This is a genomic window from Actinomadura madurae (genome assembly GCF_900115095.1).
GTDB lineage: Bacteria > Actinomycetota > Actinomycetes > Streptosporangiales > Streptosporangiaceae > Spirillospora > Spirillospora madurae.
Genome location: NZ_FOVH01000010.1, coordinates 350358 through 377245, shown reverse-complemented (window position 1 = coordinate 377245; position 26888 = coordinate 350358). Strand labels below are relative to the sequence as shown.

The following is a 26888-nucleotide window of genomic DNA, read 5'->3' as shown; positions in this document are numbered from 1 at the left end:
TTGCCCCAGTGATGCCGGGTACGGCGAGTTCATGGATCTCGCATTCCTCAAGACGCTGTATCACCGTCCGGGCCCCTACGTGTCGGTGTACGCCGACCTCACCCGGACCACCGAGGACGCGTCCAAAGCCGCGGAGCTGCGGTGGCGCGCGCTGCGCGCGGACCTGGAAGCCCAGGGCGCGCCGAAGGACACGCTCCGCGCGGTCGGGCAGACCATCGACGAGGAGCTGACGCTCCGCCGCTCCGAAGGCATCGTGATCTTCGCGGCGGACGGCGCGGTCGTGTACGGCGAGCGTCTCCCCCGAAGCCCCCGCAACCCGCACGCCACCGTCGCGCCGCTCCCTGACGTCCTGCCCTACCTGGCCGAACGCGGCGAGCGGTTCCCGCACCTGCTGGCGGTCGTGGACCGCCGCGGCGGCGCCATCGACTGCGTCACCGCCGAGGGGAAGCACGAGCACATCGACGTCGAGGGCGACGAGGACTACCCCATCCGCAAGGTGAAGGCGGGCGACTGGAACCAGTCGCGCTTCCAGCGCTCCTCGGAGAACGTCTGGAAGCTGAACGCGAAGAAGGTCGCGCACGAGATCGACCGGGCCGCGGAGCGCTGCGGCGCCCAGGCCATCCTGATCGCCGGCGACACCCGCGCCCGGACGGCCGTCCTGGAGGAGGTCTCGGAGCACGTCCTGGAGCACACCGTCGAGGCCGACAAGAACACCACGGTCGACGACCCGGACCTCGACGCCGAGCTGCGCCGCCTCCTCCGGCTGAAGACCGCGGAGCGCGTCATGACCGTCGCCGAGCGCTTCGACCGCGAGCTGGCGAACGGCCAGCGCGCCGTCTCGGGCCTGACCCCGACGGTCGAGGCCGTCCGCCAGGCGCGAGTGGAGACGCTGCTGCTGTCGGACGAGGACACGCGGGACCGCCTGTGGATCGGCCCCGACCCGATGCACGTGGCGGCCACGGCCGACGAGCTCCGCGACGAGTTCGGCGTGGCCGACCCCCGCGAGGACCGCGCCGACGCCGCCCTGATCAGGGCCGCCGCCGCGACGGACAGCGAGCTGGTCCTGCTCCCGACGAACGGCGCCCCGAAAGACGTCCAGGTAGGAGCCGTCCTCCGCTACACCGCCTGACCGGCAGGGGTGTGGGGGGCGGAGCCCCCACCCGGGGGGCCAGGGGTCGCCCCCTGGGCCAACACGACGAAGGAGTGACGGCCCGCGCTTTCCGCGGGCACACCACTCCCGAACTCATTCGTGGAGCTATGGGGATTCGAACCCCAGACCTCCTCCATGCCATGGAGGCGCGCTACCAACTGCGCCATAGCCCCTCGGTCGTGGAAAAGCTTAGTGCACGCCGGGAGCGGTTGGGACGTGCGGGCCGCGGAGTGTCATGACTCCGCGGCCCGCGGCCGGTCAGCTGTTGCCGGACCGGTAGATGTAGGTCCGGGTGACCTCGTTGAGCACCGGCATCTTGACGATGACGTTCCTGGGCCACTCGACGATGGCGCCGAGCGGCCGCTCGGTCTCGACGGTCCTGCCGTTCTTGTCGGTGTACTCGATCTCGATCTCGTTGATGTACGAGGTGTTCGGGTCCCGCTCGGTCCGGACCTGACCTGGACGGTTCAGGCCGGCCCGGATCAGCTCGGTCCGGATCTGCTCGGCGCGGATCTCCTCGGCGCGCGTCTGGTCGGCGCGCGTCTGGTCGGCCTGCTTCTGCTCGACCTGGGTCTGGTGCACCTCGGTCAGCTCGGCCTCGTTCGTCGAGCACAGCGTGCGGCTGAGGTCGGGCTGGGTCGGGAGCAGGTCGAACTGGCTCAGGACGTTGAGCGCCTTGATGCAGTCGTCCAGCTTCTGGCTTTCCGGTGCGGGTGGCGGCGCGGCGTGCGCGGACGCCGATACCGCCAGGGCCATGGCGGACGCCACGGCGAGGGTGGCGGTCAGCAGCGGTCTTCTCGCCCTGGTCCGGATTTTCATGGGGTCAGCCCTCATCTCGATCATGCATCGCCACGACCAGGCGTTCCCGCATGATCGACATGGTGAAGCGCGGCCCGGAGAAAGGTAGCCGCCGCCATGGTGAAGGCTTTGCGGTCAGGCCCAGCCGAGGCGGTCGGCGACCGCGCCGGCCGCGTAGCCGCAGGCCGGGCCGAACCATGGGCAAGACCGAAAAGGTGTTGCGGGGGACGGCGGGCGGGTTGGTACCTTGCGGGGGCCGTGACTTCGGGCGAGGAGGTGAGACCCATGAACGCTGTATCGACGTGGGTGCTCCCACGCCCCATCACGGCCGGGCGACTGACGTAGGTGTCGCCGGGAGCGCCTCCAAGGCGATCCCGAGAGGCAACACCATGCGTTTCACTGCGGAGACATCCTCGAACGGTGTCATCGAACGCGACTTCAGCGTCGGCGAGGTCCCCGGCGTTCTCTGGTCGCCCGCATCCGGCCCCGATCACGCGCCCCTGGTGCTGATGGGCCACGGCGGCGGCACCCACAAGAAGGCACCGGCGATGAGCGGCCGCGCGCATCTCCTCGTGAACGGCTGCGGTTTCCACGTCGCCGTCATCGACGCGCCCGGACATGGCGACCGTCCGCGCACCGCGCACGACGAGCGCGAGATCGCCGCGCTGTACGAGGCGAGGGCGGCGGGCGAGGCGGAAGGCCCGATCGTCGTCCGCTACAACGCCCACCTGGCCGAGCGTGCCGTCCCGGAATGGCGGGCGACCCTTGACGCCCTCCAGGAACGTCCGGAGATCGGCGAAGGGCCGGTCGGCTACCTGGGCATCAACATGGGCACCGCCATCGGGGTGCCGCTGACCGCGATCGAACCCAGGATCACCGCCGCGGTCTTCGGTCAGTTCTGGGCCGAGTCGCTGGCCGAGACGGCCAGGCAGATCACCATCCCGGTCGAGTTCGTCCTCCAGTGGGACGACGAGCACATCCCCCGCGAATCCGGCCTCGCGCTCTTCGACGCCTTCGCCTCGAAGCAGAAGACGCTGCACGCCAACGCCGGCACCCACAAGCAACTACCGAGATTCGAGGCCGGAAGCGCCGTCCGCTTCTTCGCCCGCCACCTGATGAGTCCCCCGGCCTGACCCAGCGGTGTCGGCGTCCACCCCGGACGCCGACACCACCCGGGCCCCGGGGCAAGGGGCGAAGGCCTCACCCGGGGGTTCCAGGGGGTCGCCCCCTGGGCCACCACGACGAAGGAGTGACGGCCCACGCTTCCCGCGGGCACACCACTCCCAACTCGTTCGTGGAGGTCAGGGGACGTTACTCGAACACAAAAGACCAGGTCAGAGCCCTGGAAGAGCTTTCCAGCCTCAATACCCCCGAGCCGACCTCGACCAAGCCCGACCGACCTCGCCGGGCACGGCGACTCCGTGTCGATCAAGTCGAGCAGCTGATCGCCGACTACCGGGCCGGCGCGACGGTGTACGAACTCGGTGACCGGTTCGGCATCGAGCGCCGAACCGTCAGCAGCATCCTCCACCGATACGGCGTGCCGAGGCGCCGCCGCGGCCTCACGCCCGAGCAGGTCGACGACGCCATCCACCTCTACACCCTCGGCTGGTTCCTGGCCCGAGTCGGCGATCACCTCGGCGTCAACCACACCACAGTGCTGAACAAACTGCGCGAACGCGGCATCCCCACCTGCGACACCCACGGGCGCCCGCATGTGGAGGCAGGTGACCCTCGATGACCCGCTCTGCAGCTACGCCAACTCGATCAGTTTCGGACGGGGCTGCCGTTGATGGACGGCCAGACCCGATGCGGTCCACGCTCGAACCGCCGTCATGCATACCGGCAGCGTTCACAGGGCTGTCGCACTCGGTCATCGCGTGCTGACTCGCGCACTCGCGGCCTCGCGCAGAGGGCTCTTGACCAGCTTGCCGACCGAGTTCTTGGGCAGCTGATCCCGCACGTGTATCTCGGTGGGGGTCTTGTAGCGAGCGAGTGACGCCGCACAGTGCTCCAGCAGTTCCTCGGCCGTCACCGTGCTCCCCGGCCGTGCGGCGACGAACGCGACGGGGACCTCGCCGTACTTCACGTCAGGCTTGCCGACGACCGCGGCTTCGACCACGCCGGGGTGGCGGTGGAGACACTCCTCGATCTCCTTGGGGTAGATGTTCTCCCCACCCCGGATGATCATGTCCTTGATCCTGTCCACAATGCGCAGGTAGCCGTCCTCGTCGAGAACGCCCACGTCACCGGTATGCAGCCAGCCGGCGCGGAGGACCGCGGCGGTCTCCTCCGGCCGCCCGAGGTATCCCCGCATCACGTTGGAGCCGCGCACTATGACCTCTCCGCGCTCCCCCGGGGGCTGCGGGGTCCCGTCGTCGGAGACCACCAGGACCTCCTGGCCCGGCAGCGCGACGCCGACGGTTCCGGGCTTGCGGGGACCCGCGACCGGATTGACCGTCGACGCGACGCTGCCTTCGGAGAGCCCGTAGCCCTCGACGACCGGGACGCCGAAGCGCTCCTCGAACCGGGTCAGGAGCCGGGACGGCGCGGGGGCCGCTCCACAGATGGCGAAACGCAGCGAGGACGTGTCGACCGCACGCTCCGTGTGGGTGTCGAGCACCGAGTAGACGGTTGGCACAGCGGAGAAGAAGGTCGGTCGGTTCGCCTCGACCAGGTCCCAGAACGTGTCGGGTGAGAACCGCGGGGCGACGACGACGTTCCCGCCGGCGCGCAGCGGGGACAGCACACTGACGACGAGCCCGTTCACGTGGAACAGCGGCAGGACCAGAAGGCTCCTGTCCGCGCCGGTCAGCTCGAAGTGCTCGACAAGCGAGGCGCTCATCGCGTCCAGGTTCGCGTGGTCGAGGAGCACCCCTTTGGGCCTGCCGGTGGTGCCGCTCGTGTAGATCACCAGCGCGATGTCCGAAGCTTCGGCCGCCGGTGGCACCGCTCTGCCGGGTCCGATGGGCGGCTCGTGATCGTCGCGATGGAGCGTCTCCGCATCGACCCAGGACGCGTCGACGGAGGAGGCCAGCGCCCGAGCGCGTTCTCCGCCCACGACGACGACGGAACGGGAGTCCCGCAGTTGGTACCGCACTTCGTCATCGGTGAGATTCGGATTGATCGGGGTCATCGCCGCACCCCGACACCATGCGGCGAACATGACGGTGACGATCTCGGTGCAGTTGGGCAGCAGCACCGCCACCGTGTCACCGCGATCGACGCCCAGGCCTTCGAACCTGCCCGTCGCACGCCGGACAACCTCGGCGAAATCCGCATTGTCGAGGGCACGATCCCCGGCTCGGATGCAGGATGCTCGTGGCGAACTGTGCTCGCGGTTGAACGGGATGCGGGCCGGCATGCTCGGCGGCGAATCGGCGCTCAGTGGAATCCCTCCTTCGGAACCATGGGGGCGGATCGGTCGCGGGTCAACCGGCCGCGCGCTCGGCTGCGGCACCTTCATCGACCTCGCCGGTCCGAGGCCCTCGAGGGCGATAGTCCAGCGGATGAGTTCGTCGTACATCGCCGACGCACTCGCCTGCGCTATGTCATCGGGGGTGTAGACGCCTTGCTCGATGAAGTTCGGGAAGAACGGGATGGAGACGGCCTCCGGCACCGGCATCATCTTCACCGTCGTCACGATCTGCTTCAGCATTTGAACGGATCTGGTCCCAGCGGACACTCCGCCGTAGCTGACGAAGCCCACCGGCTTGTACTGCCATTCGTGGAACAGGTAGTCGATCGCATTGATCAGGGCGGGCGGCGCGCCGTAGTTGTACTCCGGCGTCACGAAGACGAAGGCGTCGGCACTCGCCACCTGCTCACTCCAGCGCAGCGTGTGCCCGTGCTGGTAGTCGGCCTCCCGAGGGTGGTTCGGCTCGTCGAGCAACGGCAGCCCCATCGCGGTTAGGTCCACCAGGTCTGCATCGAAGCGGCCATGTGACTCAGCCGTCTGAAGAACCCACTCGGCGATGGTGGCACCGACTCGTGAAGGGCGTGTACTTCCGATGACGATGTTCAACTTGGGCAAGGTCGTTCACTCCTGACGATCATTCGCCCCAGTCCACGACGTGGAGCAGGGCGCTGCTACGTGGGGCGTCGGCGTTGACGACGTCGAAGTCGACCGCGACCACGCCGTTCGCCTCCGCGTAGCGGTGCCACTTCGCGGCGAGGCGCTCGACGACGTCCGGGTGTTCCGCGGCGACATCCTTTGTCTCGCCCGGATCAGTGGCGAGGTCGTAAAGGGCGTACTCGCCTGTCCCGCCGCTGACCTCCGGGGCGAAGACGAGCTTCCACTCCCCTTCCCGGTACGCACGGTGGCCGAAGCTCTCCATGCCGAGCTCCTCTTCCCCGACTTGGTCGGATTCCCCTGTGAGGAGCGGTCTCATCGAAGCGCCCACCAGGAGACCGGGATCGGCGACGGGTGCCCCTGCGTAGTCCGCGAAGGTCGGGGAAGTCGCCCTGCCATGTGTTCGCCATGACTCGCCCGTTCGGGTTGAGCTCGTCTCCCCACGCATAGGCCGCCTGATCGAGCCCTCCGCGTGCAGCCCACTCCCACTCCGCTTCCGTGGGCAGGTCCTTGCCTGCCCACGAGGCGTAGGCGCGGGCATCGATCCACGAGACCTGCGTGACCGGGTGGCGGTCGGGACTGCCCGCCGAGCCGTGGCCGAAGGGGGCACGCCAGTCGGCGCCGGGCAGATAGGTCCACCACTGACGGATGTCGTCCAACGGCACCGGTCCGCTCGGCGGTGTGAAGACGAGAGACCCGGGGACCAACAGCGAGGGATCGGCGTCGGGGTAGTCGCGCCTGTCGGGCGTCCGCTCGGCCGTGGTCACGTAGCCGGTCGCCTCGACGAACCGGCGGAACTCCCCGACCGTCACGGGATGTGCGTCGATCAGGAAACCGTCGACCCGCACGCGGTGGCTGGGGCGCTCCTCGGGGTAGAACTGGTCCGAGCCCATCCGGTAGGTCCCGCCCGGAATCGGCTTCATCCCCTTCCAGGTCCGTAGAGGCCTTGCCGGTGTGCTCATGTGGGGGGAGCCGTGGACGCGGAGACGACGCGGTTGCGGAGGCATCCGATCCTCTCGACCTCGATCGCTACTTGATCGCCTTCGTGCAGGAACCGCTCCGAAAAGAACCCGACTCCTCTAGGGGTTCCGGTACAGATGACATCGCCCGGCTCGAGCGTCATGAACTTCGAGAGGTAGGCGACGAGTTCGGGGATGCTGTGCACGAAGGTGCCGGTGCGGTCGTCCTGCCGCACCTCTCCGTTGACCCGTGTGATCAGCCGCAGGTCGGACTCCGCCTCGAACTCGTCGGCGGTCACCAGGCAGGGGCCCATGGGCTTGAAGGTGTCGAAGCTCTTGGCTGTGCCGATCGAGACCGTCAGGTCACCGGCCATCGCCCTGGCCTGCACGTCGCGTGCGGACACGTCGTTCACCACGGTGAGGCCGGCGACGTGCCCCCAGGCATCGTCGGCCGAGACCTCCTTCGTCGAGCGGCCGATCACCACGGCGACCTCGCCCTCGTAGTCGACCTTCGCGTCGGCGACCTTGGGGAGGACGACGGGCGCATCGGGCCCGGCGACGGCTGAGCCTGCCACGATCTGGAAGTTCGGGACCTTCGGTAGGCGTACCTCGCCTCGCGCCTCACGAACCTCGTCACCGTGGCTCGGGTAGTTGTAACCGATGATCAAGATCTTTCCCGGTCGCGCCACCGGGGCCAGCACCGGTACGCCACCGAGCGGGACGGTGGCGGTCACGGACGCATGTCGCGCCGCCTCCAGACCCGGCCCGAACAGCAGCCCTCTAACGTCGTGGCATGCGAGGTCGAGCAGGTCGAGCCTCCCCGTCTCCGTCTCCCGAGCGATGCCTCGTTCGGTGCTGTAGATCCGCATTGACCTCGTGTCTCTTCCTTCGTCCGTGTTCGTGGGCCGGAGACCGTGGTCCCCGCAGTTCGCGCGCGAGCGCCGCTCGACGCCCCGGCCAGCGATCAGCGATCGGCGGGGATCGCGCCGAACGTCGTCCACAGTGCGTGTCCGAGGTCGTCCTCCGGCCTGGCCGATCCCGCGGGTGCTCGCCATGCGATGTGCCCGTCGGGACGGATCAGCACGGCGCCGTGCTCGCCGAGGCCGAACGGATCCTCGTCCCCGGTGTCGATGTCGCGGCCGGTGAGCACCCGGCAGCAGGGGATGTCGCCCGCGACCCGGTCGAGCGCCTCGAGCCAGCGTCGCCCGCCCGGGGCCGCGATCAGCGTGAACCCCCGCGCGATGACATCGAGGGTCGAGACCCGCTGACCGGCTCGGCTGATCCAGCGGTGCGGTGGGCGCCCACCCTCGACACCCCGGGAGTGGGGGTAGATCGGTGCGGCTGGGGGGCCGCCGGCGCCGTACACGTAGCCGATCTCCTGGTCGACCGAACCGAAGTGTTCACGCTGGCGCGGGATCGCCTCGGCGAGACGGGCGCGCTCTGCCGCCGCCTCATGCGGGTCGTCACTCTCGAGAAGCCGAGCGCTCGCCACCGTGGTGGGCCCGAGCCCGCACTCGGCCATCTTCATTGCGTTGTCGACGCTGAACTCGGCGTTGCTGCGGGCCACCGGTCGACGCTCGGTCTCATAGGTGTCCAGCAGAGAGTCGGGTGCCCAGCCGGCGAGCACCCCGGCCAGCTTCCACCCGAGGTTGTCGGCGTCGGCGATGCCTGTGTTCATCCCCATGCCGCCGGTGGGCGGGAACCGGTGCGCCGCGTCCCCCACCAAGAAGATGTTGCCCCGGCGGTAGCGCCGTGCGATCTGCGAGGCCAGCCGCCACGTCCCGACGGACTTCACCTCGATCTCGATGCCATCGACACCCAGGGCCTTGCGGATCAGGTCGACACAGCGCTCCGGAGGGTAGTCCGCGACGGTCTCGACCTCGGGGTCGTAGCCGAAGTTGTAGGTCCAACGATGCTTGCCGTCCATCCCGATGATCCCACCGGGCGCGGCGGAATTGATCAGCCACACGAGCAGGGCGGGATCGCGGTCCGTCCACGAGGAGAGGTCGGCGTGGAAGTAGACGTTGATCTGCCGGCCGAACTCCGGGACGCCCTCCATCTCGATGCCCAACGTCGAACTCAGCGCACCCGAAGCACCGTCCGCGACCACGGCATACCGCGCCGTAACGTGCTCGACGGCGCCGTCCACGCGGCCGAGCGTCGCAGACACCCCCCGCTCGTCCTCGTCGAGCTCGGTGACCTCGACCCCGAAGCGAACGGTCGCCATCCCCTGCCCCTGCAGCGCGTCCAGCAACGCCCGCTGGACCCGGTCCTGGGCACAGGACGCCGTCGCCACCGGGGACACGCTGGCGAAATGCACCTCTTCGTCGAGGGCGAGCGGGATTCGGCCGAGCTCCTCACCTGTGAAGGTGTGCCTCCAGACGACGTTGCCCCATTCGGGACCGACGGCCTCACGGAGGACGGCGTCTGCGATTCCCCAGTCCCGAAAGATCTCCATCGATCGGGTGTTGACGACATGGGCGCGCGGGTGCGGATTCACGGACTCGTACTTCTCGCAGACCACGCTCGCCACGCCGTGGCGTCCGAGGACATAGGCAGTGGCCAGACCCACCGGCCCTGCGCCGACGATCAGTACCGGCGCATCGACCGCGCCGCTCATTGCCGCTGACTCGGAGTCGCCGAGCTGCCCGTCTGCTTGATCAGCTCACTCCTGGGTTCGCCGGCCCTCAGGCGCGCGTGCAGCTCGTCGGGGTCGAACTCGACTCCGATCGGGTTGGCGGCGAACGCACCCGAGGCGAAGAACGCCTCCAGCTCCTCGTCGGTGTCGAAGTTGTCGATCTGCAACTCGACCTGGTTGCCGTCAGGGTCTCGGTAGTACAGCGACGTGGTCGGGCCGTGGTTGATGCTCCACACCGGCGTCGTCCCGGCGGCCTTCAAGCGCTGGTAGTTGTCCAGAAGGTCACCGAGCTCGGCATAGGTGAAGGCGACGTGCTCGAGCCCGGAGTGCGCGGGGGTGGGCCGCTCGGTCGCACCGGCGTTCAGGAAGGCCACACGGTGGTGCTCGTCGTCGTAGGTGAGGAAGGCGAGCCGGTCGTTGGCGTAGACGACGCGTGCGTCCAGGACGTCGACGTACCAGTCGATCATCGGCTGCAGGTCACCGGTGCGTAGGACGATGTGGGCGAGCTTGGCGGGTGAGACCACGGGGATTCCTCTCATGCGGCGGCATTGCCATGCCGGACAGCTCTCAACTGACGATTAAGAGAGAGCCTGCATGAGTCTTACCTCACAGTCAAGAGCCTGCGTCGCCACTCCGGGAGCGCGCGGCGGCCGCGGCGGCCAGCGGATCGATAAGAAGGTCGATCATGTCCGCCATCGGTCGGTCGACCTTGCGCACGCTGACGAGGAGGCCCTCGAGCAGGACGTGCGCCGTGTCCGCCAGGAGATCGACGTCCGCGTCCTCGGGCACGCGCTGGGCGATGGCCCGGAGGAGGCGGTCGTCGACCCATCGCAGCATCTCGGAGTACGCGGCCTGCAGTGTCGGGGAGGTGTTCAGTCGCTCGTACGCCTCTCGCACGAGCGACTTGTAGGGCTCGAGTTCCTCAAGAACGCTGATGAGTTCCGCGCGTGGGTCGCCACCCGACTCGGGACTGCTGGACGCCCGCGCGGTGGCGGCCTGGAACATGGTCGTCAGCACCTCGGCGAACAGGTCGTCCTTGGACGGGAAGTACCAGTGGACGGCGGCGGAGGAGAGCCCGAGCGCCTTCGCGACGGCCGTGACGCTGGTGGCGCGGTACCCGTTGTCGCCGAATTGGCGGATCGCTTCAGCGAGCACCTTCGCCCGGCGTTCGGCGTGCGGGATCTCCTGCATGTTCTTCGGCATGCTGCAATCTTCGCCTACAACGTGAGCGCCCCGGCGCCCCCGGCCGAGCCGGACACCGGCTGCGTCCACAGGGGGCAAGGGGCGAAGCCCCAGAGCACGAGGCCCAACCACCACGAACTCGCACAGGGCCGCAAACCGCAACCGGCAGGGGGCGTGGGGGCGGAGCCCCCACGCCGGGGGTTCCAGGGGGGTCGCCCCCCTGGGCCAACACGACGAAGGAGTGGCAGGTCTGCGCTCTCCGCAGACATACCACTCCCAACTCCGAGTGGAGCTATGGGGATTCGAACCCCAGACCTCCTCCATGCCATGGAGGCGCGCTACCAACTGCGCCATAGCCCCGCCGCTGCGTGGACGTTCATCCCGCAGCGCTCCGCCAGTGTATCGGACGGACGGGTCGGTGCTCGAATCGTTTGCGGTCAGGTGCCCGCGTCGGGGCGGTCGTCGCTGAGGACGGGTTCGGGGAGGGTGCCGGCGTTGTGTTCGGCGAGCCGCCAGCCGCCGTCGCGCATCTCGGTGATGACGGACCAGCAGCAGTTGGAGAGGCCGCCCAGGCGTTCCCAGACCTCTTCGGGAAGGCCGAGGAGGTGGGACATGCCGAGGCGGAGGGCGGCGCCGTGGGACGCGACGACGAGCTGGCCGGTGGGCGGCAGGTCGTCGAGGGCGCGTTCGAGGGCGGCGCCGACGCGTTTGGCGACCTGGGCGCTGGTCTCGCCGCCGGGCGGCTGCCAGGCGGCGTGTTCGGCGGGGTAGCGTTCGCGGATCTCGTGGGAGGTGAGGCCCTCCCAGGCGCCGCCGTCGCGTTCGATGAGGTCCCGGTCGTACCGGATGGGCAGTCCGGTGAGGTCGGCGAGGGCCTGGGCCGTGTCGGCGGCGCGGCGGAGCGGAGAGGCGAGGATCGCGGTGGGGCGGAGCCCGGCGAGGAGGGCGGCGGAGCGGCGGGCCTGCCGCACGCCGGTCTCGTCGAGGGGGATGTCGGTCTTGCCTTGGAAGCGGCGTTCGACGTTCCAGGCGGTCTGGCCGTGCCTCCAGAGGACGAGCCGGCGCCTGCCGGGTTCGCGGGCCGGGCGGCTGTCAGTCACTCGGGCTCCCGACGGCGCGGGCGCGCTGGGCCTGGTGGACGGTGACGCTCTCCGGCAGGGCGATGAGGGGGCAGTCTTTCCAGAGCCGTTCGAGGGCGTAGAACATGCGGTCCTCCTCGTGCTGGATGTGCACGATGATGTCCGCGTAGTCCAGCAGGACCCAGCGGCCCTCGCGTTCGCCTTCGCGGCGGACGGGCTTGGCTCCGGCCTCTTCGCGCAGGCGCTTTTCGACCTCGTCGACGATGGCGCGGACCTGCCGGTCGTTCGGAGCCGAGCAGAGCAGGAACGCGTCGGTGATGACGAGCTGCTCGCTCACGTCGTAGGCAAGGATGTCGTCGGCCAGCTTGTCGCCCGCCGCCTCGGCGGCGATCCGGACGAGCTGCGCCGCCCTCTCGGATGCGGTCACGATGCGCTCGCGATCCTCCCTGTAGGGGTCGTCTCGCCTACACCTTCTCACGGGTGGCGGTCGACCGACCTCTTTGTCGCTGTTCGACCGCAAATGGCAGCTGCGGCCCCTTCCTTCTCCAGAATATGTGCCCCGGTGCGCCGGAGCTCGGCCCCCCACCGCCGGGCGGGCGGGCGTCAGCCGGCGGCGCGGTACAGCTCGCGCTTGTTGATGTACTGGACGATGCCGTCCGGGACGAGGTACCAGATGGGCTCGCCGGAGTGGACGCGCTCGCGGCACTCGGTGGAGGAGATCGACAGGGCGGGGACCTCCATCAGCGAGACCCGCCCGTCGGGCAGGCCGGGGTCGGCGAGCCGGTGGCCGGGGCGGGTGACGCCGACGAAGTGCGCGAGCTCGAACAGCTCGTCGGTGTCGTGCCAGGTCAGCATCTTCTCCAGCGCGTCGGCGCCGGTGATGAAGAACAGGTCGGCGTCGGGGCCGTGGAGTTCGCGCATGTCGCGCAGCGTGTCGACGGTGTAGGTGGGGCCCGGGCGGTCGATGTCGATGCGGCTGACGGAGAAGCGGGGGTTGGACGCGGTGGCGATGACGGCCATGAGGTAGCGGTCCTCGGCGGCGGCGACCTTGCTCCCCTCCTTGTGGGCGGACAGGCCGGTCGGCACGAACACGACCTCGTCGAGGGAGTAGAAGTGCGCGACCTCGCTGGCGGCCACGAGATGCCCGTGGTGGATCGGGTCGAACGTGCCGCCCATGATCCCTAGGCGCCGCTTTTGCGTCATGCCGACGAGAATAGCCAGCGGCCCGACGCCCGGAGGGCCCGGCCCCGGGCTCAGGCCAGGCCGGGCAGCGGCGGGCCGCCGTCCTTCCAGACCACGACGCGGACGGCCTTGCCGACCTCGACCCGCGGGACGGTGCCCGCGGGCAGCACGGCCACCTCGGCGGTGAGGCCGAGCGTCTCGTGGAGGGCGTGCGCGAGCGCGTCCTTCGGGTCGCCGGAGAGGGCCTCGCAGGCCACCAGCAGCCGGACGGACGGGCTGCGGCGGTCCACGACGAGCTGGTAGTGCGGCCGGACGAGCCCCGAGCCGAGCAGGACGCGCTCGACCTCGCTCGGGTAGACGTTCACGCCGCGGACGACGAGCATGTCGTCGGCGCGCCCGAGGACCTTGCTCATCCGGACCAGGGTCCGGCCGCAGGGGCACTCGCCGCGGGTCAGCGACGCGATGTCGCCCGTCCGGTAGCGCAGCAGCGGCAGCGCCTGCTTGGTCGGGGTGGTGAACACCAGCTCGCCGGGCGTCCCGTCCTCGACGGGCTCGCCGGTGGCGGGGTCGACGGCCTCGACGATGAAGTGGTCCTCGTTGACGTGCAGGCCGTCCTGCTCCAGGCACTCGGTCGCCACGCCCGGCCCGATGACCTCCGAGAGGCCGTAGATGTCCATCGCCTTGATCGGCAGGACGTCCTCGATGGCGGTGCGCAGCTCCTCCGACCACGGCTCGGCCCCGAACAGGCCCGCCTTCAGCGCGGGCAGCTCGACCCCGGCCTCCGCGACGGCCTCGCCGAGCCGCAGCGCGTACGCGGGGGTGCAGGTGAGGATGTCGGCGCGCAGGTCGGCGAGCATCCGCACCTGCCGGTCGGTCATGCCGCCCGACATCGGCACCACGGTCGCGCCGAACGCGACGGCCCCCTGGTGGATGCCGATCCCGCCGGTGAACAGGCCGTACCCGTAGGCGTTGTGGACGATGCTGCCCGGCGACGCCCCGGCGCACGACAGGGAACGCGCGCACATCGCCGCCCACAGGTCGAGGTCGGCCTTGGTGTAGGCGACGAGGGTCGGGCGGCCCCGCGTCCCGCTGGACCCGTGGACGGCGGCGACCTGGTCGCGCGGGACGGCGAGCATCCCGAACGGGTAGTTGTCCCAGAGGTCCTGCTTGGTGGTGAACGGGAGGTTGCGCAACTCGGCGAGCGTCACGTCCGAGCCGCCCTCGACGCCCGTGCCCTTGAGCCGCCGCCCCTGCACGCCGTCCGCGGCGAGGAGCCGGTCGACCATGCCCCACAGCCGGTGCCGCTGCAGCGCGGCGCGCTCGTCGAGGGACATCGCCTCGGCCTTCGGGTCGAACATGGGGCCTCCAGGGCACGTCCGGAGCCGGACGGGCCCCCCGCTGCGGGGAACCCTGCGGCACGGTGGTTCGTCGGAACTACCATGCCAGGTATGACGGAGAACACGCCGGATCGAGCACGCACACGCTTCCCCGGGATCAGTTCCCGGGCCTACGAACACCCTGCGGACCGTTCGGCGCTGGTGGCGCTGCGCTCGCTGTCCGGGTTCGACGTCGTCCTGCGCAAGTTGTCGGGGCTGGTGAACGAGCGGTCGCTGCGGCTGATGTTCCTCGGCGGGACGGTGCGCGTCGGCGAGGACCAGTTCCGCCACATCCACGACATGGTCCGCGACGCCTGCTACATCCTGGACATGCCGGAGGTTCCGGAGCTGTACGTCCGGCAGGACCCGACGCCGAACGCGATGGCGCTCGGCTCCGACCACCCGTTCATCGTGCTGAACACCGGGCTGATCGACCTGCTGGACGAGGAGGAGCTGCGGTTCGTCGTCGGGCACGAGGTCGGGCACATCCTGTCCGGGCACGCGGTGTACCAGACGATGATGCAGATCCTGCTCCAGCTCGGGTCGCGGCTGGCGTGGCTGCCGCTCGGCAACGTCGGCATCGCGGCGATCATCATCGGGCTGCGCGAGTGGTTCCGGAAGGCGGAGCTGTCCTCGGACCGGGCGGGGCTGCTCGTCGGGCAGGACGTCGACGCGGCCAAGCGGGTGAACATGAAGCTCGCCGGCGGGACCAAGCTGGGCGAGATGAGCAGCGAGGCGTTCTTGCAGCAGGCGCGCGAGTACGACGCGGCCGGCGATGTGCGGGACGGCATCCTGAAGTTCCTGAACCTGCTCGGGCAGTCGCACCCGTTCGCGGTGATCCGGTTCGCCGAGATCGACCAGTGGGCGCGCGGCGGCGAGTACGAGCGGATCCTGGCCGGCGACTACCCGCGCCGCGACGACGACGGCGACGCGTCGGTCAGCGACGGGATCAAGGACGCCGCCAAGTCCTACCGGGAGTCGTGGGAGCGCACCGCCGACCCGTTCGTCGGCAAGGTCCGCGACATGGCCGACGCCGCGGCGGGCGCGGCCGGCGGGCTGTTCGACCGGTTCACCCGGCGCGACAACGGGCCGACCGACCGGAACTGACCAGCGAGAACGAGGGCCGCCGCGACACGGACGCGGCGGCCCTTTCGCGTCCCGTCCCCTCGCGTACCGCGGCCGAGCGTCCCGCGTCCTAGAAGGGCGCGGGGACGAGAAGCTCGACGTTGCGGTCGGCGACCTCGCCGCGGCGGTTGTCCTCCCGGTCCTGCCAGTCGTTGCCCGCCAGTTCCCGGGACAGCGACGCCAGCCGCACCGGATCGGTGAGGCTGCCGCCGTAGGACGCGGGCCCGGCCGAGTCCAGGATGGTCGCGAAGACCGACAGGGTGCCGTCGCCGTTGTCGGCCAGCTCGACGAGGCGGCTCTGCTGCGGGAAGTCGATGTGCGCGGCCGTGTTGACCTCCCAGAACCCTCCCCCGCCCTCGCGGGCGTGCGGGATGACCTGGTTGCGGTGCGTGTGGCCGTTCACCCAGAGGACGACGTTCGGGTAGCGCAGCAGGAGCGCCTCGATCTCGTCGCCGAGGACGCGGTCGCCGCCGAGCGGGTTCTCCAGCGAGCCGATCGGGTGGTGGCTGAACAGCACGAACAGCCGGTCCTTCACCGCGTGCCGGACGACCGAGCCGTCCGCGGCGAGGTGGCGGCTGCTCCCCGCCTTCAGCTGGGCCTCCAGCCACGCGAACTGCTTCCGGTCGAGCGACCCCTCGGAGTAGCCGTTCGGGTTGACGGTGTCGAGGACGAGGCCCCGCACGACGCCCCGGTCGAAGGCGTAGTAGGCCGTCCCCTCGCGGAGGTTGGCCAGGGTGAAGCCGTGGCCGCGCAGCGACGCGGTGGTCTTGAAGTGCTCGGCGACGACCTCGCCGCGCGACAGCATCCGGCGGTTCAGGTCCGGGGTGACCGGGCGGAACAGGCCGCCGGCGCCGCCCCGCTCGCGGCTGAGCCGGACGAGCTCGGCGGCGTCGGCGTCGCGGAGCATGCGGGCGAGGCGTTCGGCCTGCCCGTCGTCCGCCGGGGCGCCGATCTTGATGCCGCCGGTGGCGAGGCCCGACACGATCGGGTTGACCGGCAGGTTGCCCTGGATGAGGCCGTCGTGGTTGCCGAACACCGCGAGCCAGGGCGAGTCCAGCCCGGTCGCCTGGAACGGCCGGCGGGCGGCGTCGATCAGGCCGCGCACCCGCGGGAACCCGTACCGGCTGATCGGGAGGTCGGCCTCCGCGCCGGGCGGCGCGCCCTCCGGATGCCAGAACGCCCGGTCGTAGGACGTCCAGTCCATGACGCCCTCGTACCGGTCCGGGTCGCCGGAGTCGGGGCGGACGCGGCCGCCGTCCAGCAGGTCGATGATCCAGCGGACCTCGTTGTACTGGACGTTGTCGGCGGCGTCGCCGGTGTTGATGGTGAACGCGAGGGGCAGGCCGGTCGCCGGGCCGCGCCCGACCGCGTTGACCGCCCGCACCATCGCCTCGGCGACCTGCGTGGACAGGATCTCCTGGGGCCGGTACGCGCCCTCGACGGGCAGCACGTTCAGGGCGTCCTTGAACCGGTCGACGAACTCCACGCGGGCCGGAGATTGCGCGTCGATGACGTGCACGTCGGTGAGATGGCCGAACGCCAGGACGCCGCGGCGGGTGGCGGCGCGCCGCGCGGAGGCGGTGCCGCCGAGGTCGCGGCGCAGGACGTGCGGCTCGCCCGGACCGGTGATCACCGGGCGGTACCCGCCGGCGCCCGCGGCGCCGAGCAGGTACGTCCGGTCGAGGGTGGTGCCGGTGACGGGGCCCCGGAGCGCGGGCGCCGCGGCGGCGGGGCGGGCGGGGAACGCGGCCAGCCCGGTGGAGGCGATCCCCGCGCCGAGGGCGGCGCCCTTTAGGACACGGCGGCGGCTGTACTCACGAGTCACAATCGTGAATCAGACCACACCGTGAAGGTGACATCAATGGCAAAAATGTCACAACTCCGACGGTGGCCGCTGCCGGTCCCGCCGCCCGGCGTCAGCCGCGCACGTGCCCCTCGCCCGTCACCACGTACTTCGTGGAGGTCAGCTCCGGCAGCCCCATCGGGCCGCGGGCGTGCAGCTTCTGCGTCGAGATGCCGATCTCCGCGCCGAACCCGAACTCCTCGCCGTCGGTGAAGCGCGTCGAGGCGTTCACCATCACGGCCGCCGAGTCGACCAGGGCGACGAACCGCTTCGCGGCCGGCTGGGACGCCGTGACGATCGCCTCGGTGTGCCCCGACCCGTACCGCCGGATGTGGGCGACGGCGTCCTCCAGCGAGTCGACCACGCGGGCGGCGATGTCGAGCGACAGGTACTCGGCGTGCCAGTCGTCCTCGGTCGCCTCCACGACCCCGTCGCCGTACGAGCGGACGCGGTCGTCGCCGTGCACCGTGACACCCGCGTCCTTGAGCGCCTCAAGCACGCGCGGGACGAACCTGTCGGCGATGTCGGCGTGCACGAGGAACGTCTCCGCGGCGTTGCACACCGACGGACGCTGCGTCTTGGCGTTCAGGAGCAGCTCCACGGCCATGTCCACGTCCGCGGCGGCGTCCACGTACACCGCGCAGTTCCCCACGCCCGTCTCGATCACCGGGACGGTCGACTCCTCCACCACCGAGTTGATCAGCGAGGCGCCGCCGCGCGGGATCAGCACGTCCACCAGGCCGCGCGCCCGCATCAGGTGCTTCACCGACTCGCGCGACGTTCCCGGGACGAGCTGCACCGCGTCCGCCGGGACCTCGGTGCCGGCGAGGGCGCCCTGCATCACCCCGACCAGCGCCGTGTTCGAGTCGTGCGCCGACGACGAGCCGCGCAGCATCGCCACGTTCCCGCTCTTCAGGCACAGCGCGGCGGCGTCCACGGTCACGTTCGGGCGGCCCTCGTAGATCATCCCGACGACGCCGAGCGGCACCCGCACCTGCCGCAGCTCCAGCCCGTTCGGCAGCACGCTCCCGCGCACCGTCTCCCCCACCGGGTCCGGCAGCGCGGCGACCTTGCGGACCGCGTCGGCGATCGCGGCGATCCGCGCCTCCGACAGGCTCAGCCGGTCGATCATGTACTCGGACGTGCCGCCCTCCCGGGCGCGCGCCACGTCGGCCTCGTTCGCCTTGACGATCTCCGGCGCGGCCGCCACCAGCGCGTCCGCGATCCGGTGCAGCGCCGCGTCCTTCGCCGCCCGCGGCAGCGGCGCCAGGCCGGCCGCGGCCTCCCTGGCGCGCCGCGCCACCCGCAGGAACTCCTCGCGCTCCTCGCTCATCAGCAGGCTCCCTCAGTCCGGTCGTCCCCGTGGGACGAGCCCCCGGTCATGTCAGTACCACCAGGTGGTCGCGGTGGATTATCTCGCGTTCGTACTCGGCGCCCAGCTCGCGGGCCAGCCAGCGCGTCGAGCGCCCCATCAGGTCGGGGATCTCGGACGCGTCGTAGTTCACCAGCCCCCGCGCGACGACCCGGCCGCCGGTGTCGCACAGGTCGACGGGGTCGCCCGCGGCGAAGTCGCCGTCCACGCCCGTCACGCCCGCCGGCAGCAGCGACTTGCGGCGCCGCACGACCGCCTCGACCGCGCCCGCGTCCAGCGTGACGCGGCCCTGCCCGGTGGTGGCGTGCGCGAGCCACAGGTTCCGGGTCGACATGCGGCGCCCCTCGGCCGGATGGAACAGCGTCCCGACGCGGTCGCCGGCGAGCGCGCGGGCGGCGGACGCGGCGTTCGTCAGCAGCACGGGGATGCCCGCGATCCGCGCCGCCTCGACCTTGGTGACCATGCCGCCGGTGCCGACGCGCCCGGACCCGCCGAGCTCGACGTCCTTCAGGTCGTCCGGGCCGTGCACGTCATCGATGCGGCGGACACCCGGCCGCCTCGGGTCTCCGGTGTAGAGGGCGTCCACGTCCGACAGCAGGACCAGCGCGTCCGCGCGGATCAGGTGGGCGACGAGCGCGGCGAGCCGGTCGTTGTCGCCGAACCGGATCTCGTCGGTGGCGACGGTGTCGTTCTCGTTCACGATCGGCAGGACGCCCATCGCGAGGAGCTGCGCGAGGGTGCGCTGCGCGTTGCGGTGGTGCGAGCGGCGCATCATGTCGTCGGCGGTGAGCAGCACCTGCCCGACCGTCAGCGCGTACCGGGCGAACGACGAGGTGTAGCGGGCGAACAGCAGGCCCTGCCCGACGCTCGCCGCCGCCTGCTGGGTCGCGAGGTCCGGCGGGCGCCGGGTCAGCCCGAGCGGGCCCAGCCCGGCGGCGATCGCGCCGGACGACACGAACACGATCTCGGTGCCCTCGGTGCGCCGGCCGGCGAGGACGTCCACCAGCGCGTCGATCCGGTTCGCGTCGATCGTCCCCTGTTGCGTGGTCAGCGACGACGAGCCCGCCTTCACCACGATGCGGCGGGCCTTCGCGATCGCCTCGCGCTCGCTCATCGAGCAGTCTCCTCGCAGATCTAGACGTACCCGTCCAGGCGGCGGTCGGTGCCGCGGGGGCCCATCGCCGCCTCGCCCGCCGGGACCTCCGGCTCCCAGTCGAACACGATCGACTCGTCGGCCGTGCCGATCAGGACGGTCGCGCCCGCCGCGGCGCCCGCCTCGGTGAGCGCGTCCTCCACGCCGAGCCGGGCGAGCCGGTCGGCGAGGTAGCCGACGGCCTCCTCGTTGGCGAAGTCCGTCTGCCGCAGCCAGCGCACGGGCTTCGTCCCGGTGATCAGGTAGGTGTTGTCGCCGAGGCTCTTGATCTCGAAGTCGGCGTCGCTCCCGACCGGCTCGGGCCGGATCACGACGCGGGTCGGCTCCGCCGGCGGCAGCGACGCGCGGTGCTCGGCCACCATCGCCGCCATCGCGAACGACAGCTCGCGCAGCCCCTCGTGCGTCGCCGCCGACACCTCGAACACCCGCAGGCCGCGCGCCTCGAAGTCGGGCCGCACCATCTCCGCGAGGTCGCGGGCGTCCGGCACGTCCACCTTGTTCAGGACGACGATGCGCGGCCGGTCCGACAGCGGGCGGTCGCCGAGCACCCGGTCGTAGGCCTGGAGCTCGCGCTCGATGACCTCGAAGTCGCTGACCGGGTCGCGTCCCGGCTCCATCGTCGCGCAGTCCAGGACGTGGGCGAGGGTGGACGAGCGCTCGATGTGGCGCAGGAAGTCCAGCCCGAGGCCGCGGCCCTCGCTGGCGCCCTCGATCAGGCCGGGGACGTCCGCGACCGTGAACGTGGTGTCGCCCGCGCTCACCACGCCGAGGTTCGGGATCAACGTCGTGAACGGATAGTCGGCGATCTTCGGCTTGGCGGCGGACAGCGCGGCGATCAGCGACGACTTGCCGGCGCTCGGGAACCCGACGAGCGCGACGTCGGCGACGCTCTTCAGCTCCAGGACGACGTCCGCCTCCTCGCCCGGCTCGCCCAGCAGCGCGAACCCGGGCGCCTTGCGCTTGGCGGACGCCAGCGCGGCGTTCCCGAGGCCGCCGCTGCCGCCCTTCGCGATCACGAACCGGGTGCCCTCGCCGACCAGGTCGGCGAGGACCGTGTCGCCCGACTTCACGACGGTGCCGTCCGGGACGGGCAGGACCACGTCCGCGCCGTCCGCGCCCGTGCGCAGGCTGCCCTGGCCCGGCCGGCCGTTCCCGGCCTTGCGGTGCGGCCGCCGGTGGTACTCGAGGAGGCTCGCGGCGTTGGAGTCGACGACGAGGACGACGTCGCCGCCGCGCCCGCCGTTCGCGCCGTCCGGCCCGCCGAGCGGCTTGAACTTCTCCCGGTGGATCGAGGCGCAGCCGTTGCCGCCGTTGCCCGCGGCGACGTGCAGCACCACCCGGTCGATGAACTGCGCGCCCGATCCCGCTCCAGCGGCCACGGTGAACTCTCCTCGGTGAGAAACGGCGAAGGGGCGGACCGAAGAACGGTCCGCCCCTTCGAGAACGCTTGGTGCCCCGGCGGACTATTCCGCCGGCGGGACGACGCTCACCGCGTTGCGGCCACGGTAGCGGCGGAACTCCACCGCACCCGCGACCAGCGCGAACAGCGTGTCGTCGCCGCCGCGGCCGACGCCCGGCCCGGGGTGGAAGTGGGTGCCGCGCTGCCGGACGATGATCTCACCGGCGTTGACGACCTGGCCGCCGAACCGCTTCACACCGAGCCGCTTGGCGTTGGAGTCGCGACCGTTACGGCTGGACGATGCGCCCTTCTTGTGTGCCATGTGACCGCTCTCCCTTACTTCCCGGCCTTGATACCGGTGATCTTGACCTCGGTGTACGGCTGGCGGTGCCCCATCCGCCGCTTGTACCCGGTCTTGTTCCGGTAGTGCATGATGTTGATCTTGGGGCCCTTGACCGCGCCGAGGATCTCGGCGGTCACCTCGTAGCGCGCGAGGTCGGCCGCCTTGCTGACGACGTCGTCGCCGTCCACGACCAGCAGGGCCTGAAGCTTGACGGTCGATCCGACCTCACCGGCCAGCTTGTCGACGGTCAGCACGTCGTCGACGGCCACCTTCTCCTGCCGGCCGCCTGCGCGGACAATCGCGTACACCGCGGAAACCCTTCGTCTGCGCGCGCTTCCGGACTGAACCGGTCCCACGCGTGGCTTTACCAGCCCCCGGATGGGGGCCTACCCCCGGCACCGGGCCGAGGGCGGCACACCAGAGGAGACCCCTGGCGCTCTCTGCTTGGCCTCACCGGATCGGCGAGGTGAGCACCGAACGAGCCCCGGACGGGGTTCGCGGTGCAGGTTCAGGCGACGCGCCCACGACGCGCCGATGTACAAGAATACCGGATCCCTGTGCTTATTGCATTTCTCTGCTGTGCTCATGGCAGTGCCCTCCTCCTTCGGGCCTGGAGGCCCTCCATCGTCGGGCACCGCGGGCGATCGCTGGCATCGCTCCGACTCGCCTAGCGGCTCGCTGCGCGATCAGGTTCTCTCAAGCTCGAACCTGCCTTCGGACGCGATCGCGACCATTGAGGTTGTTGCGGGGTTGCGGCGGCGGGCTGGGGTTCGAACGCCAGCGGGGGCTCCGGGCCCGCCGCCGCTTCCGGTTACTCCTGGTCAGGTTCCGCGAACGGGGTCGCGGCGTGGACGTGGGAGCGGATGGAGGGAGCTTCCTCGGTCGCGCCGGGAGCGGAGCCGTTCGGCTCGGCGGCGGACGCGTCCGCGGTCATTTCGGTGCCGTTCAGGTCCGGGCCGACCGGCTCGGACGTGCCGGCGAGTTCGCCAGACTCGACCGGCGCGGCAGGTGCGGCGGGCTCAGCCGATCCGGCAGACTCCGCCGGTTCGGCGGGCCCGGCCAGTTCGGCAGGCTCGGCCAGTTCGACGGGCTCCGCCGATCCGGCAGAGTCGACCGGTTCGACAGGCTCCGCCATCTCGACAGGCTCGGCCAGTTCGGCAGACTCGATTGGGTCGGCGGGGTTGGTCGGTTCGGCGGGGGCGGTTGGGCCCGTTGAGGCGGTGCCGTTGGTGGCTAGTGTGATCGGTTCGGTGGAGTCCAGGGTGCCGGGGGGCATGTCGGTGGCCTCGGCCGCGGCCTCGGCTGCCTCCACGGCCGCCTGCGCCGGGGACTCGTCGATCTCGGGCGGCGGGCCGGCCGGGCGCTTGGCGGGGCCCGACTTCTTCGGCCGGGAGCGGACCGGCTCCGGCTTCGCCTCCACGACGGGGGCCGGGGCGGCGGCCGGCTCCGGCGCGGGCTCCGGCACGGCGGGCTCCTTCGGCTTGGCCTGGGCCAGCTTCTCCTCGACGGCCTTCTCGACGTCGCCCTTGCGCTTGCGGCGGCGCCCGCTCTCCTTGCCGGCCGCCTTGTCCGCCTTCGGCTCGACCGGCGTCAGGTGGACGTGGATGCCACGGCCGTTGCAGGACTCGCAGGTCTCCGAGAACGCCTCCAGCAGCCCCTGGCCGACGCGTTTGCGGGTCATCTGCACGAGGCCGAGCGAGGTGACCTCGGCGACCTGGTGCTTGGTGCGGTCCCGCGACAGGCACTCGACGAGGCGGCGCAGCACGAGGTCGCGGTTGCTCTCCAGCACCATGTCGATGAAGTCGATCACGACGATGCCGCCGATGTCGCGCAGCCGGAGCTGGCGGACGATCTCCTCGGCCGCCTCCAGGTTGTTGCGGGTGACGGTCTCCTCCAGGTTGCCGCCCTGTCCGGTGAACTTGCCGGTGTTGACGTCGATGACCGTCATCGCCTCGGTCTTGTCGATCACCAGGGAGCCGCCGGACGGCAGCCAGACCTTGCGGTCCAGCGCCTTGGCGATCTGCTCGTCGATGCGGAACGCGGAGAGGGCGTCCTGGTCGCCCGTCCAGCGCTCGACGCGGTCGCCGAGATGCGGGGCGACGTACTCGACGTACTCGGAGACGGTGTCCCAGGCCTCCGCGCCGGACACCACGAGCTTGGTGAAGTCCTCGTTGAAGATGTCGCGGACGACCCGGATCGTCAGGTCGGGCTCACCGTAGAGCAGGGAGGGAGCCGAGGCCGTCTTGACCTTCTTCTGGATGTTCTCCCACTGGGCCGCCAGGCGGGACACGTCGCGGGAGAGCTCCTCCTCGGTCGCGCCCTCGGCGGCGGTGCGGACGATCACGCCGGCGTTCTCCGGCATGACCTTCTTCAGGATCGACTTGAGGCGGCTGCGCTCCTTGTCGGGGAGCTTGCGGCTGATGCCGGTCATCGAGCCGTCCGGCACGTACACCAGGTAGCGGCCCGGCAGCGAGACCTGGCTGGTCAGCCGGGCGCCCTTGTGGCCGAGCGGGTCCTTGGTGACCTGGACGAGCACCGACTGGCCCGACTTCAGCGCCGACTCGATGCGGCGCGGCTGGCCCTCCAGCCCGGAGGCGTCCCAGTTGACCTCGCCCGCGTACAGGACGGCGTTGCGGCCCTTGCCGATGTCGACGAACGCCGCCTCCATCGACGGGAGCACGTTCTGGACCTTGCCCAGGTAGACGTTGCCCACGTACGACTGGTGCGTGGCGCGGTTGACGTAGTGCTCGACGAGGACGTCGTCCTCCAGGACGGCGATCTGCGTGCGCTCGCCCTCCTGCCGCACCACCATGACGCGCTCGACGGCCTCGCGGCGGGCGAGGAACTCCGCCTCGGTGATCACCGGCGGGCGGCGGCGGCCCTGCTCGCGGCCCTCCCGGCGGCGCTGCTTCTTGGCCTCCAGCCGGGTCGAGCCCCGCACGGACCGGACCTCGTCCTCGGCGGCGGCCCGCTCCTCGCGGGCGGTGCGCACGTGCACGACGGTGTTCGGCGGGTCGTCCGTGCCGTTGCCGGTCTCGCCGTCGGCGCCCGAACGGCGCCGCCGGCGGCGACGGCGGCGGCTCCCGCCGGACTGGGTCTCGTCCTCGTCCTCGCCGTCGGCGGAGTCCTGCTCGGGCTCCTCCGCCTTGGGCTCCTTGTCCTTCTCCTTGTCCTTGCCCTTGGCGGACTTGCCGGACTTGCCGGACTTGCCCTTGGCCGCCTTGCCGCCCTTGGCGGGCTGCTCGTCCTTGGGCTCCTCGTCCTTGGGCTCCTCGGCCTCGGCCTCGTCGGCGGGCACCTCGTCGTCGGCGCCCTCCTTGCCGCCCCGGCCCCGGCCGCGGCCGCCGCGGCGGCGGCGCCGGCGGGACGGGCGGTCGTCGGACTCGTCCTCGTCCGCGGAACCGTGGTCGAGGTCCTCGTCGCCGGTGTCGCTCTCTGCCGTCTCGGCGGGCTCGGCCGGCTCGGCCTCGGCGGGCTTGCGGCGGGCGGGCTTGTCCGCCGTCGGCTGCGGCGGCTGGAAGACGACCATGGGCGGCTGGAATGTCACGCCCGGCACCCCGACCCCGCTAGCGGGCTCGGTCTCCGACACCTGCTCGGCGGACGCCGAGTCGAGCGCCGGCTCCGTGCCGGCGACCGGAACGGACGGGACCTGCGGCACCGCGGGCACGCCCGGCGCCTCCGAGGCGGCGGACGCGGCCGAGCGGCGCCGGGTCCGGGTACGGGGCGCGGGCTCCTCACCGGCACCCTCGGGCCCGGCCTCCGGAGTGGTCTCCGCGCCGGTCATGGGCTCGGGCGCCTCGGCGGCCTTCGCGCTCCGGGTGCGGGTGCGGGTCCTCGTGGTGCGCTTCGGCGGCTCGGAGGCCTCGGCCGCCGGGACGGCCTCCGCGGCGGACGCGTCCGCCGCGGGAGGAGCGGCCTCGACGTCGGGCGGCGGCCCGGCCGGACGGCTCGCACGGCGCGGGCGCGACGTCACACCCGAGGCCTCGGGCTGCGCGGCCTCCGCGCTCTCGTTCTCCACGTTCTCGTTACCAGTGCCTTCGGCCGTGGCCGAATCGGCTTCGTTCTCAAGCATCCGGGCAATCTCCCGTCAGGCTCCCGGGCGCGTCCGCCCGCCCCGCCCGGGGGCGGATCGGTGCGGTGCGCCGCACGAGAGCACCTCGTCAATCGTCGGCGTCGCCACGGCCGGGCAGTGCCCGGTCATGACGACGAAGTCGTCGGGGGTGCGCCCGCCGTACCCTGCGGGACCGGTTCCGTGCTGCCACGGCTTCGGTCCCACGGTCAGGCGCTGACGGCATCCGCGCTCGCGGCGTCCCCGGGCTGCGGCCGCTCCAGGCCGCGGACCGTCGCGGCGTCGTCGCCGGACGGCAGGCCGATCTCCCGGTCGGGATCCAGGGGATCCGCGAGACCACCGGTGTCCGCGTCGAGGGGCCCCTGCGCCAGCCTGGTCACCAACGGAGGTGACGGCGGCGCGAGGTCGGCGACCTGGCGCAGTCCGGTGAGGATGTCGTCGGGTCGTACGGCGGGTGTGGAATGCCGAACAACCATTCGAAGTATCGCACAAGGGGCATCCGCCGCCTCCGCGGCGCGCCGGTCCGGCTCGAACGCGGACACGGCGGCGCGCACGTCGAAACGGCGCCGCCCCTTCTTCGTGAGGCGTTCCACCTCGATGGTCGCGGCGGCCATGAAGGCGGCCACGGCCTCGGCGGCGTCGCGCTCGGCGACGCCGTCCAGCCTGATCCGCCATTCGGACGCCTCGAGCCGATCGGCGAACGCGCCCGGCCTGGCCGGCGCGTCACCGCGTCCCACCCGGACCGGCACGACATCCAGGATGTCGAGCCCGGGGGGCAGGGCGGCGTCGAGATCGGCCCGCACCCGCGCAGGGTCGCAGGTCGCGGTGAGCCCGAGTTCGAGGTATTCGGCCTCACTGGCCACCCCTGTCGCCGCCGCACCCGCATACGAGATCTTCGGGTGGGGGGTGAATCCGCCGCTGAACGCGACAGGGATCCCGGCGCGCCGAACGGCGCGTTCCACGGCCCGGGATATGTCGCGGTGGCTCGTGAACCGCAGCCTGCCCCGCTTGGCGTAGCGGACGCGCAGTCGCTGGGTCACGGGGGCCGGCGCCGGACCCTCCGGCATGGGTGCCAGGGTTCTGGTCCTTCCTACTCGTGTCGAGTCGAAATAAAGGTCTCCCTATAGAGTACGGGTCGCCGGGCCCGG

Annotated in this window: 24 protein-coding genes and 2 tRNA genes; 4 read left to right on the top strand and 22 right to left on the bottom strand. The window is 71.2% G+C overall.

Going from position 1 to position 26888, the window contains the following annotated elements; translation table 11 throughout:
• Nucleotides 1–31: 31 nt before the first annotated feature.
• Entirely contained in the window at nt 32–1129 is a 1098-nt protein-coding gene (locus tag BM339_RS27665; protein WP_075022703.1) for a baeRF2 domain-containing protein, read from the top strand.
• Nucleotides 1130–1250: 121 nt separating this feature from the next.
• Here BM339_RS27665 and BM339_RS27660 read toward each other — a convergent pair.
• Together BM339_RS27660 and BM339_RS27655 are read right to left on the bottom strand one after the other, a co-directional pair.
• Nucleotides 1251–1323, bottom strand: a tRNA-Ala gene (locus tag BM339_RS27660).
• 85 nt (nt 1324–1408) lie between these two features.
• Entirely contained in the window at nt 1409–1969 is a 561-nt protein-coding gene (locus BM339_RS27655; protein ID WP_021595709.1) for a hypothetical protein, read from the bottom strand.
• A 368-nt stretch (nt 1970–2337) separates the two neighbouring features.
• On the opposite strand from BM339_RS27655, the gene BM339_RS27650 reads away from it, so the two are divergent.
• Complete coding sequence (locus BM339_RS27650; protein WP_021595708.1) at nt 2338–3081, top strand: alpha/beta hydrolase family protein; 744 nt, start codon at nt 2338–2340, stop codon at nt 3079–3081.
• A gap of 161 nt (nt 3082–3242) precedes the next feature.
• The gene (locus BM339_RS27645) at nt 3243–3689 is read left to right on the top strand and encodes a helix-turn-helix domain-containing protein (protein ID WP_143118612.1); all 447 of its coding nucleotides are present in this window, start codon (nt 3243–3245) and stop codon (nt 3687–3689) included.
• A 132-nt stretch (nt 3690–3821) separates the two neighbouring features.
• Here BM339_RS27645 and BM339_RS27640 read toward each other — a convergent pair whose 3' ends face one another.
• The 12 genes from BM339_RS27640 to BM339_RS27585 form a co-directional block, all read right to left on the bottom strand.
• Nucleotides 3822–5972, bottom strand: a complete 2151-nt coding sequence (locus BM339_RS27640) for an AMP-binding protein (RefSeq protein WP_177287791.1) — start codon at nt 5970–5972, stop codon at nt 3822–3824.
• Nucleotides 5973–6000: 28 nt separating this feature from the next.
• Nucleotides 6001–6285, bottom strand: a complete 285-nt coding sequence (locus tag BM339_RS48915; RefSeq protein WP_143118611.1) for a hypothetical protein — start codon at nt 6283–6285, stop codon at nt 6001–6003.
• Nucleotides 6176–6943: an SUMF1/EgtB/PvdO family nonheme iron enzyme gene (locus tag BM339_RS27630; protein WP_075022702.1), complete on the bottom strand. Its 768-nt coding sequence runs from the start codon at nt 6941–6943 to the stop codon at nt 6176–6178. The genes BM339_RS48915 and BM339_RS27630 overlap by 110 nt, the downstream gene beginning before the upstream one ends.
• A gap of 35 nt (nt 6944–6978) precedes the next feature.
• On the bottom strand, nt 6979–7848 hold the full coding sequence (locus BM339_RS27625; RefSeq protein ID WP_075022701.1) for a fumarylacetoacetate hydrolase family protein: 870 nt from the start codon (nt 7846–7848) through the stop codon (nt 6979–6981).
• 95 nt (nt 7849–7943) lie between these two features.
• Nucleotides 7944–9599 carry an FAD-dependent monooxygenase gene (locus tag BM339_RS27620; RefSeq protein WP_075022700.1) on the bottom strand — a complete coding sequence of 552 codons (1656 nt, stop codon included), beginning with the start codon at nt 9597–9599 and terminating at the stop codon, nt 7944–7946.
• A complete protein-coding gene (locus BM339_RS27615) occupies nt 9596–10141 on the bottom strand; it encodes a VOC family protein (protein ID WP_075022699.1) in 546 nt (181 codons plus the stop codon). Before BM339_RS27615 ends, BM339_RS27620 begins: the two co-directional genes overlap by 4 nt.
• An 88-nt stretch (nt 10142–10229) precedes the next feature.
• Nucleotides 10230–10820: a TetR/AcrR family transcriptional regulator gene (locus tag BM339_RS27610; protein ID WP_218163769.1), complete on the bottom strand. Its 591-nt coding sequence runs from the start codon at nt 10818–10820 to the stop codon at nt 10230–10232.
• Nucleotides 10821–11086: 266 nt separating this feature from the next.
• Nucleotides 11087–11159, bottom strand: a tRNA-Ala gene (locus BM339_RS27605).
• A 77-nt stretch (nt 11160–11236) separates the two neighbouring features.
• The gene (locus BM339_RS27600) at nt 11237–11899 is read right to left on the bottom strand and encodes a histidine phosphatase family protein (RefSeq protein WP_075022698.1); all 663 of its coding nucleotides are present in this window, start codon (nt 11897–11899) and stop codon (nt 11237–11239) included.
• Entirely contained in the window at nt 11892–12305 is a 414-nt protein-coding gene (rsfS, locus tag BM339_RS27595; RefSeq protein ID WP_075022697.1) for a ribosome silencing factor, read from the bottom strand. The genes BM339_RS27600 and rsfS overlap by 8 nt, the downstream gene beginning before the upstream one ends.
• A 176-nt stretch (nt 12306–12481) precedes the next feature.
• On the bottom strand, nt 12482–13081 hold the full coding sequence (gene nadD, locus BM339_RS27590) for a nicotinate-nucleotide adenylyltransferase (RefSeq protein ID WP_063747787.1): 600 nt from the start codon (nt 13079–13081) through the stop codon (nt 12482–12484).
• 50 nt (nt 13082–13131) lie between these two features.
• On the bottom strand, nt 13132–14418 hold the full coding sequence (locus BM339_RS27585) for a phenylacetate--CoA ligase family protein (protein WP_075022696.1): 1287 nt from the start codon (nt 14416–14418) through the stop codon (nt 13132–13134).
• Between the two features lie 90 nt (nt 14419–14508).
• On the opposite strand from BM339_RS27585, the gene BM339_RS27580 reads away from it, so the two are divergent.
• On the top strand, nt 14509–15543 hold the full coding sequence (locus BM339_RS27580) for a M48 family metallopeptidase (protein ID WP_021595702.1): 1035 nt from the start codon (nt 14509–14511) through the stop codon (nt 15541–15543).
• 88 nt (nt 15544–15631) lie between these two features.
• On the opposite strand, the gene BM339_RS27575 is transcribed toward BM339_RS27580, so the two are convergent.
• From BM339_RS27575 to BM339_RS27540, 8 genes are all read right to left on the bottom strand, one after another.
• The gene (locus BM339_RS27575; RefSeq protein ID WP_075022695.1) at nt 15632–17386 is read right to left on the bottom strand and encodes a TIGR03767 family metallophosphoesterase; all 1755 of its coding nucleotides are present in this window, start codon (nt 17384–17386) and stop codon (nt 15632–15634) included.
• Between the two features lie 91 nt (nt 17387–17477).
• Entirely contained in the window at nt 17478–18737 is a 1260-nt protein-coding gene (locus BM339_RS27570; protein ID WP_075022694.1) for a glutamate-5-semialdehyde dehydrogenase, read from the bottom strand.
• A gap of 46 nt (nt 18738–18783) precedes the next feature.
• Entirely contained in the window at nt 18784–19890 is a 1107-nt protein-coding gene (gene proB / locus BM339_RS27565) for a glutamate 5-kinase (protein WP_021595699.1), read from the bottom strand.
• Between the two features lie 20 nt (nt 19891–19910).
• On the bottom strand, nt 19911–21275 hold the full coding sequence (gene obgE, locus BM339_RS27560; protein ID WP_412521069.1) for a GTPase ObgE: 1365 nt from the start codon (nt 21273–21275) through the stop codon (nt 19911–19913).
• A gap of 117 nt (nt 21276–21392) precedes the next feature.
• Complete coding sequence (gene rpmA, locus BM339_RS27555) at nt 21393–21650, bottom strand: 50S ribosomal protein L27 (RefSeq protein WP_021595697.1); 258 nt, start codon at nt 21648–21650, stop codon at nt 21393–21395.
• Nucleotides 21651–21664: 14 nt separating this feature from the next.
• Entirely contained in the window at nt 21665–21979 is a 315-nt protein-coding gene (rplU, locus tag BM339_RS27550) for a 50S ribosomal protein L21 (protein WP_021595696.1), read from the bottom strand.
• Between the two features lie 503 nt (nt 21980–22482).
• On the bottom strand, nt 22483–25743 hold the full coding sequence (locus BM339_RS27545; protein ID WP_083597987.1) for an Rne/Rng family ribonuclease: 3261 nt from the start codon (nt 25741–25743) through the stop codon (nt 22483–22485).
• 206 nt (nt 25744–25949) lie between these two features.
• Nucleotides 25950–26807 (bottom strand): TIGR03936 family radical SAM-associated protein, encoded by an 858-nt coding sequence (locus tag BM339_RS27540; protein WP_075022692.1) that lies wholly within the window; start codon nt 26805–26807, stop codon nt 25950–25952.
• Nucleotides 26808–26888 lie beyond the last annotated feature (81 nt).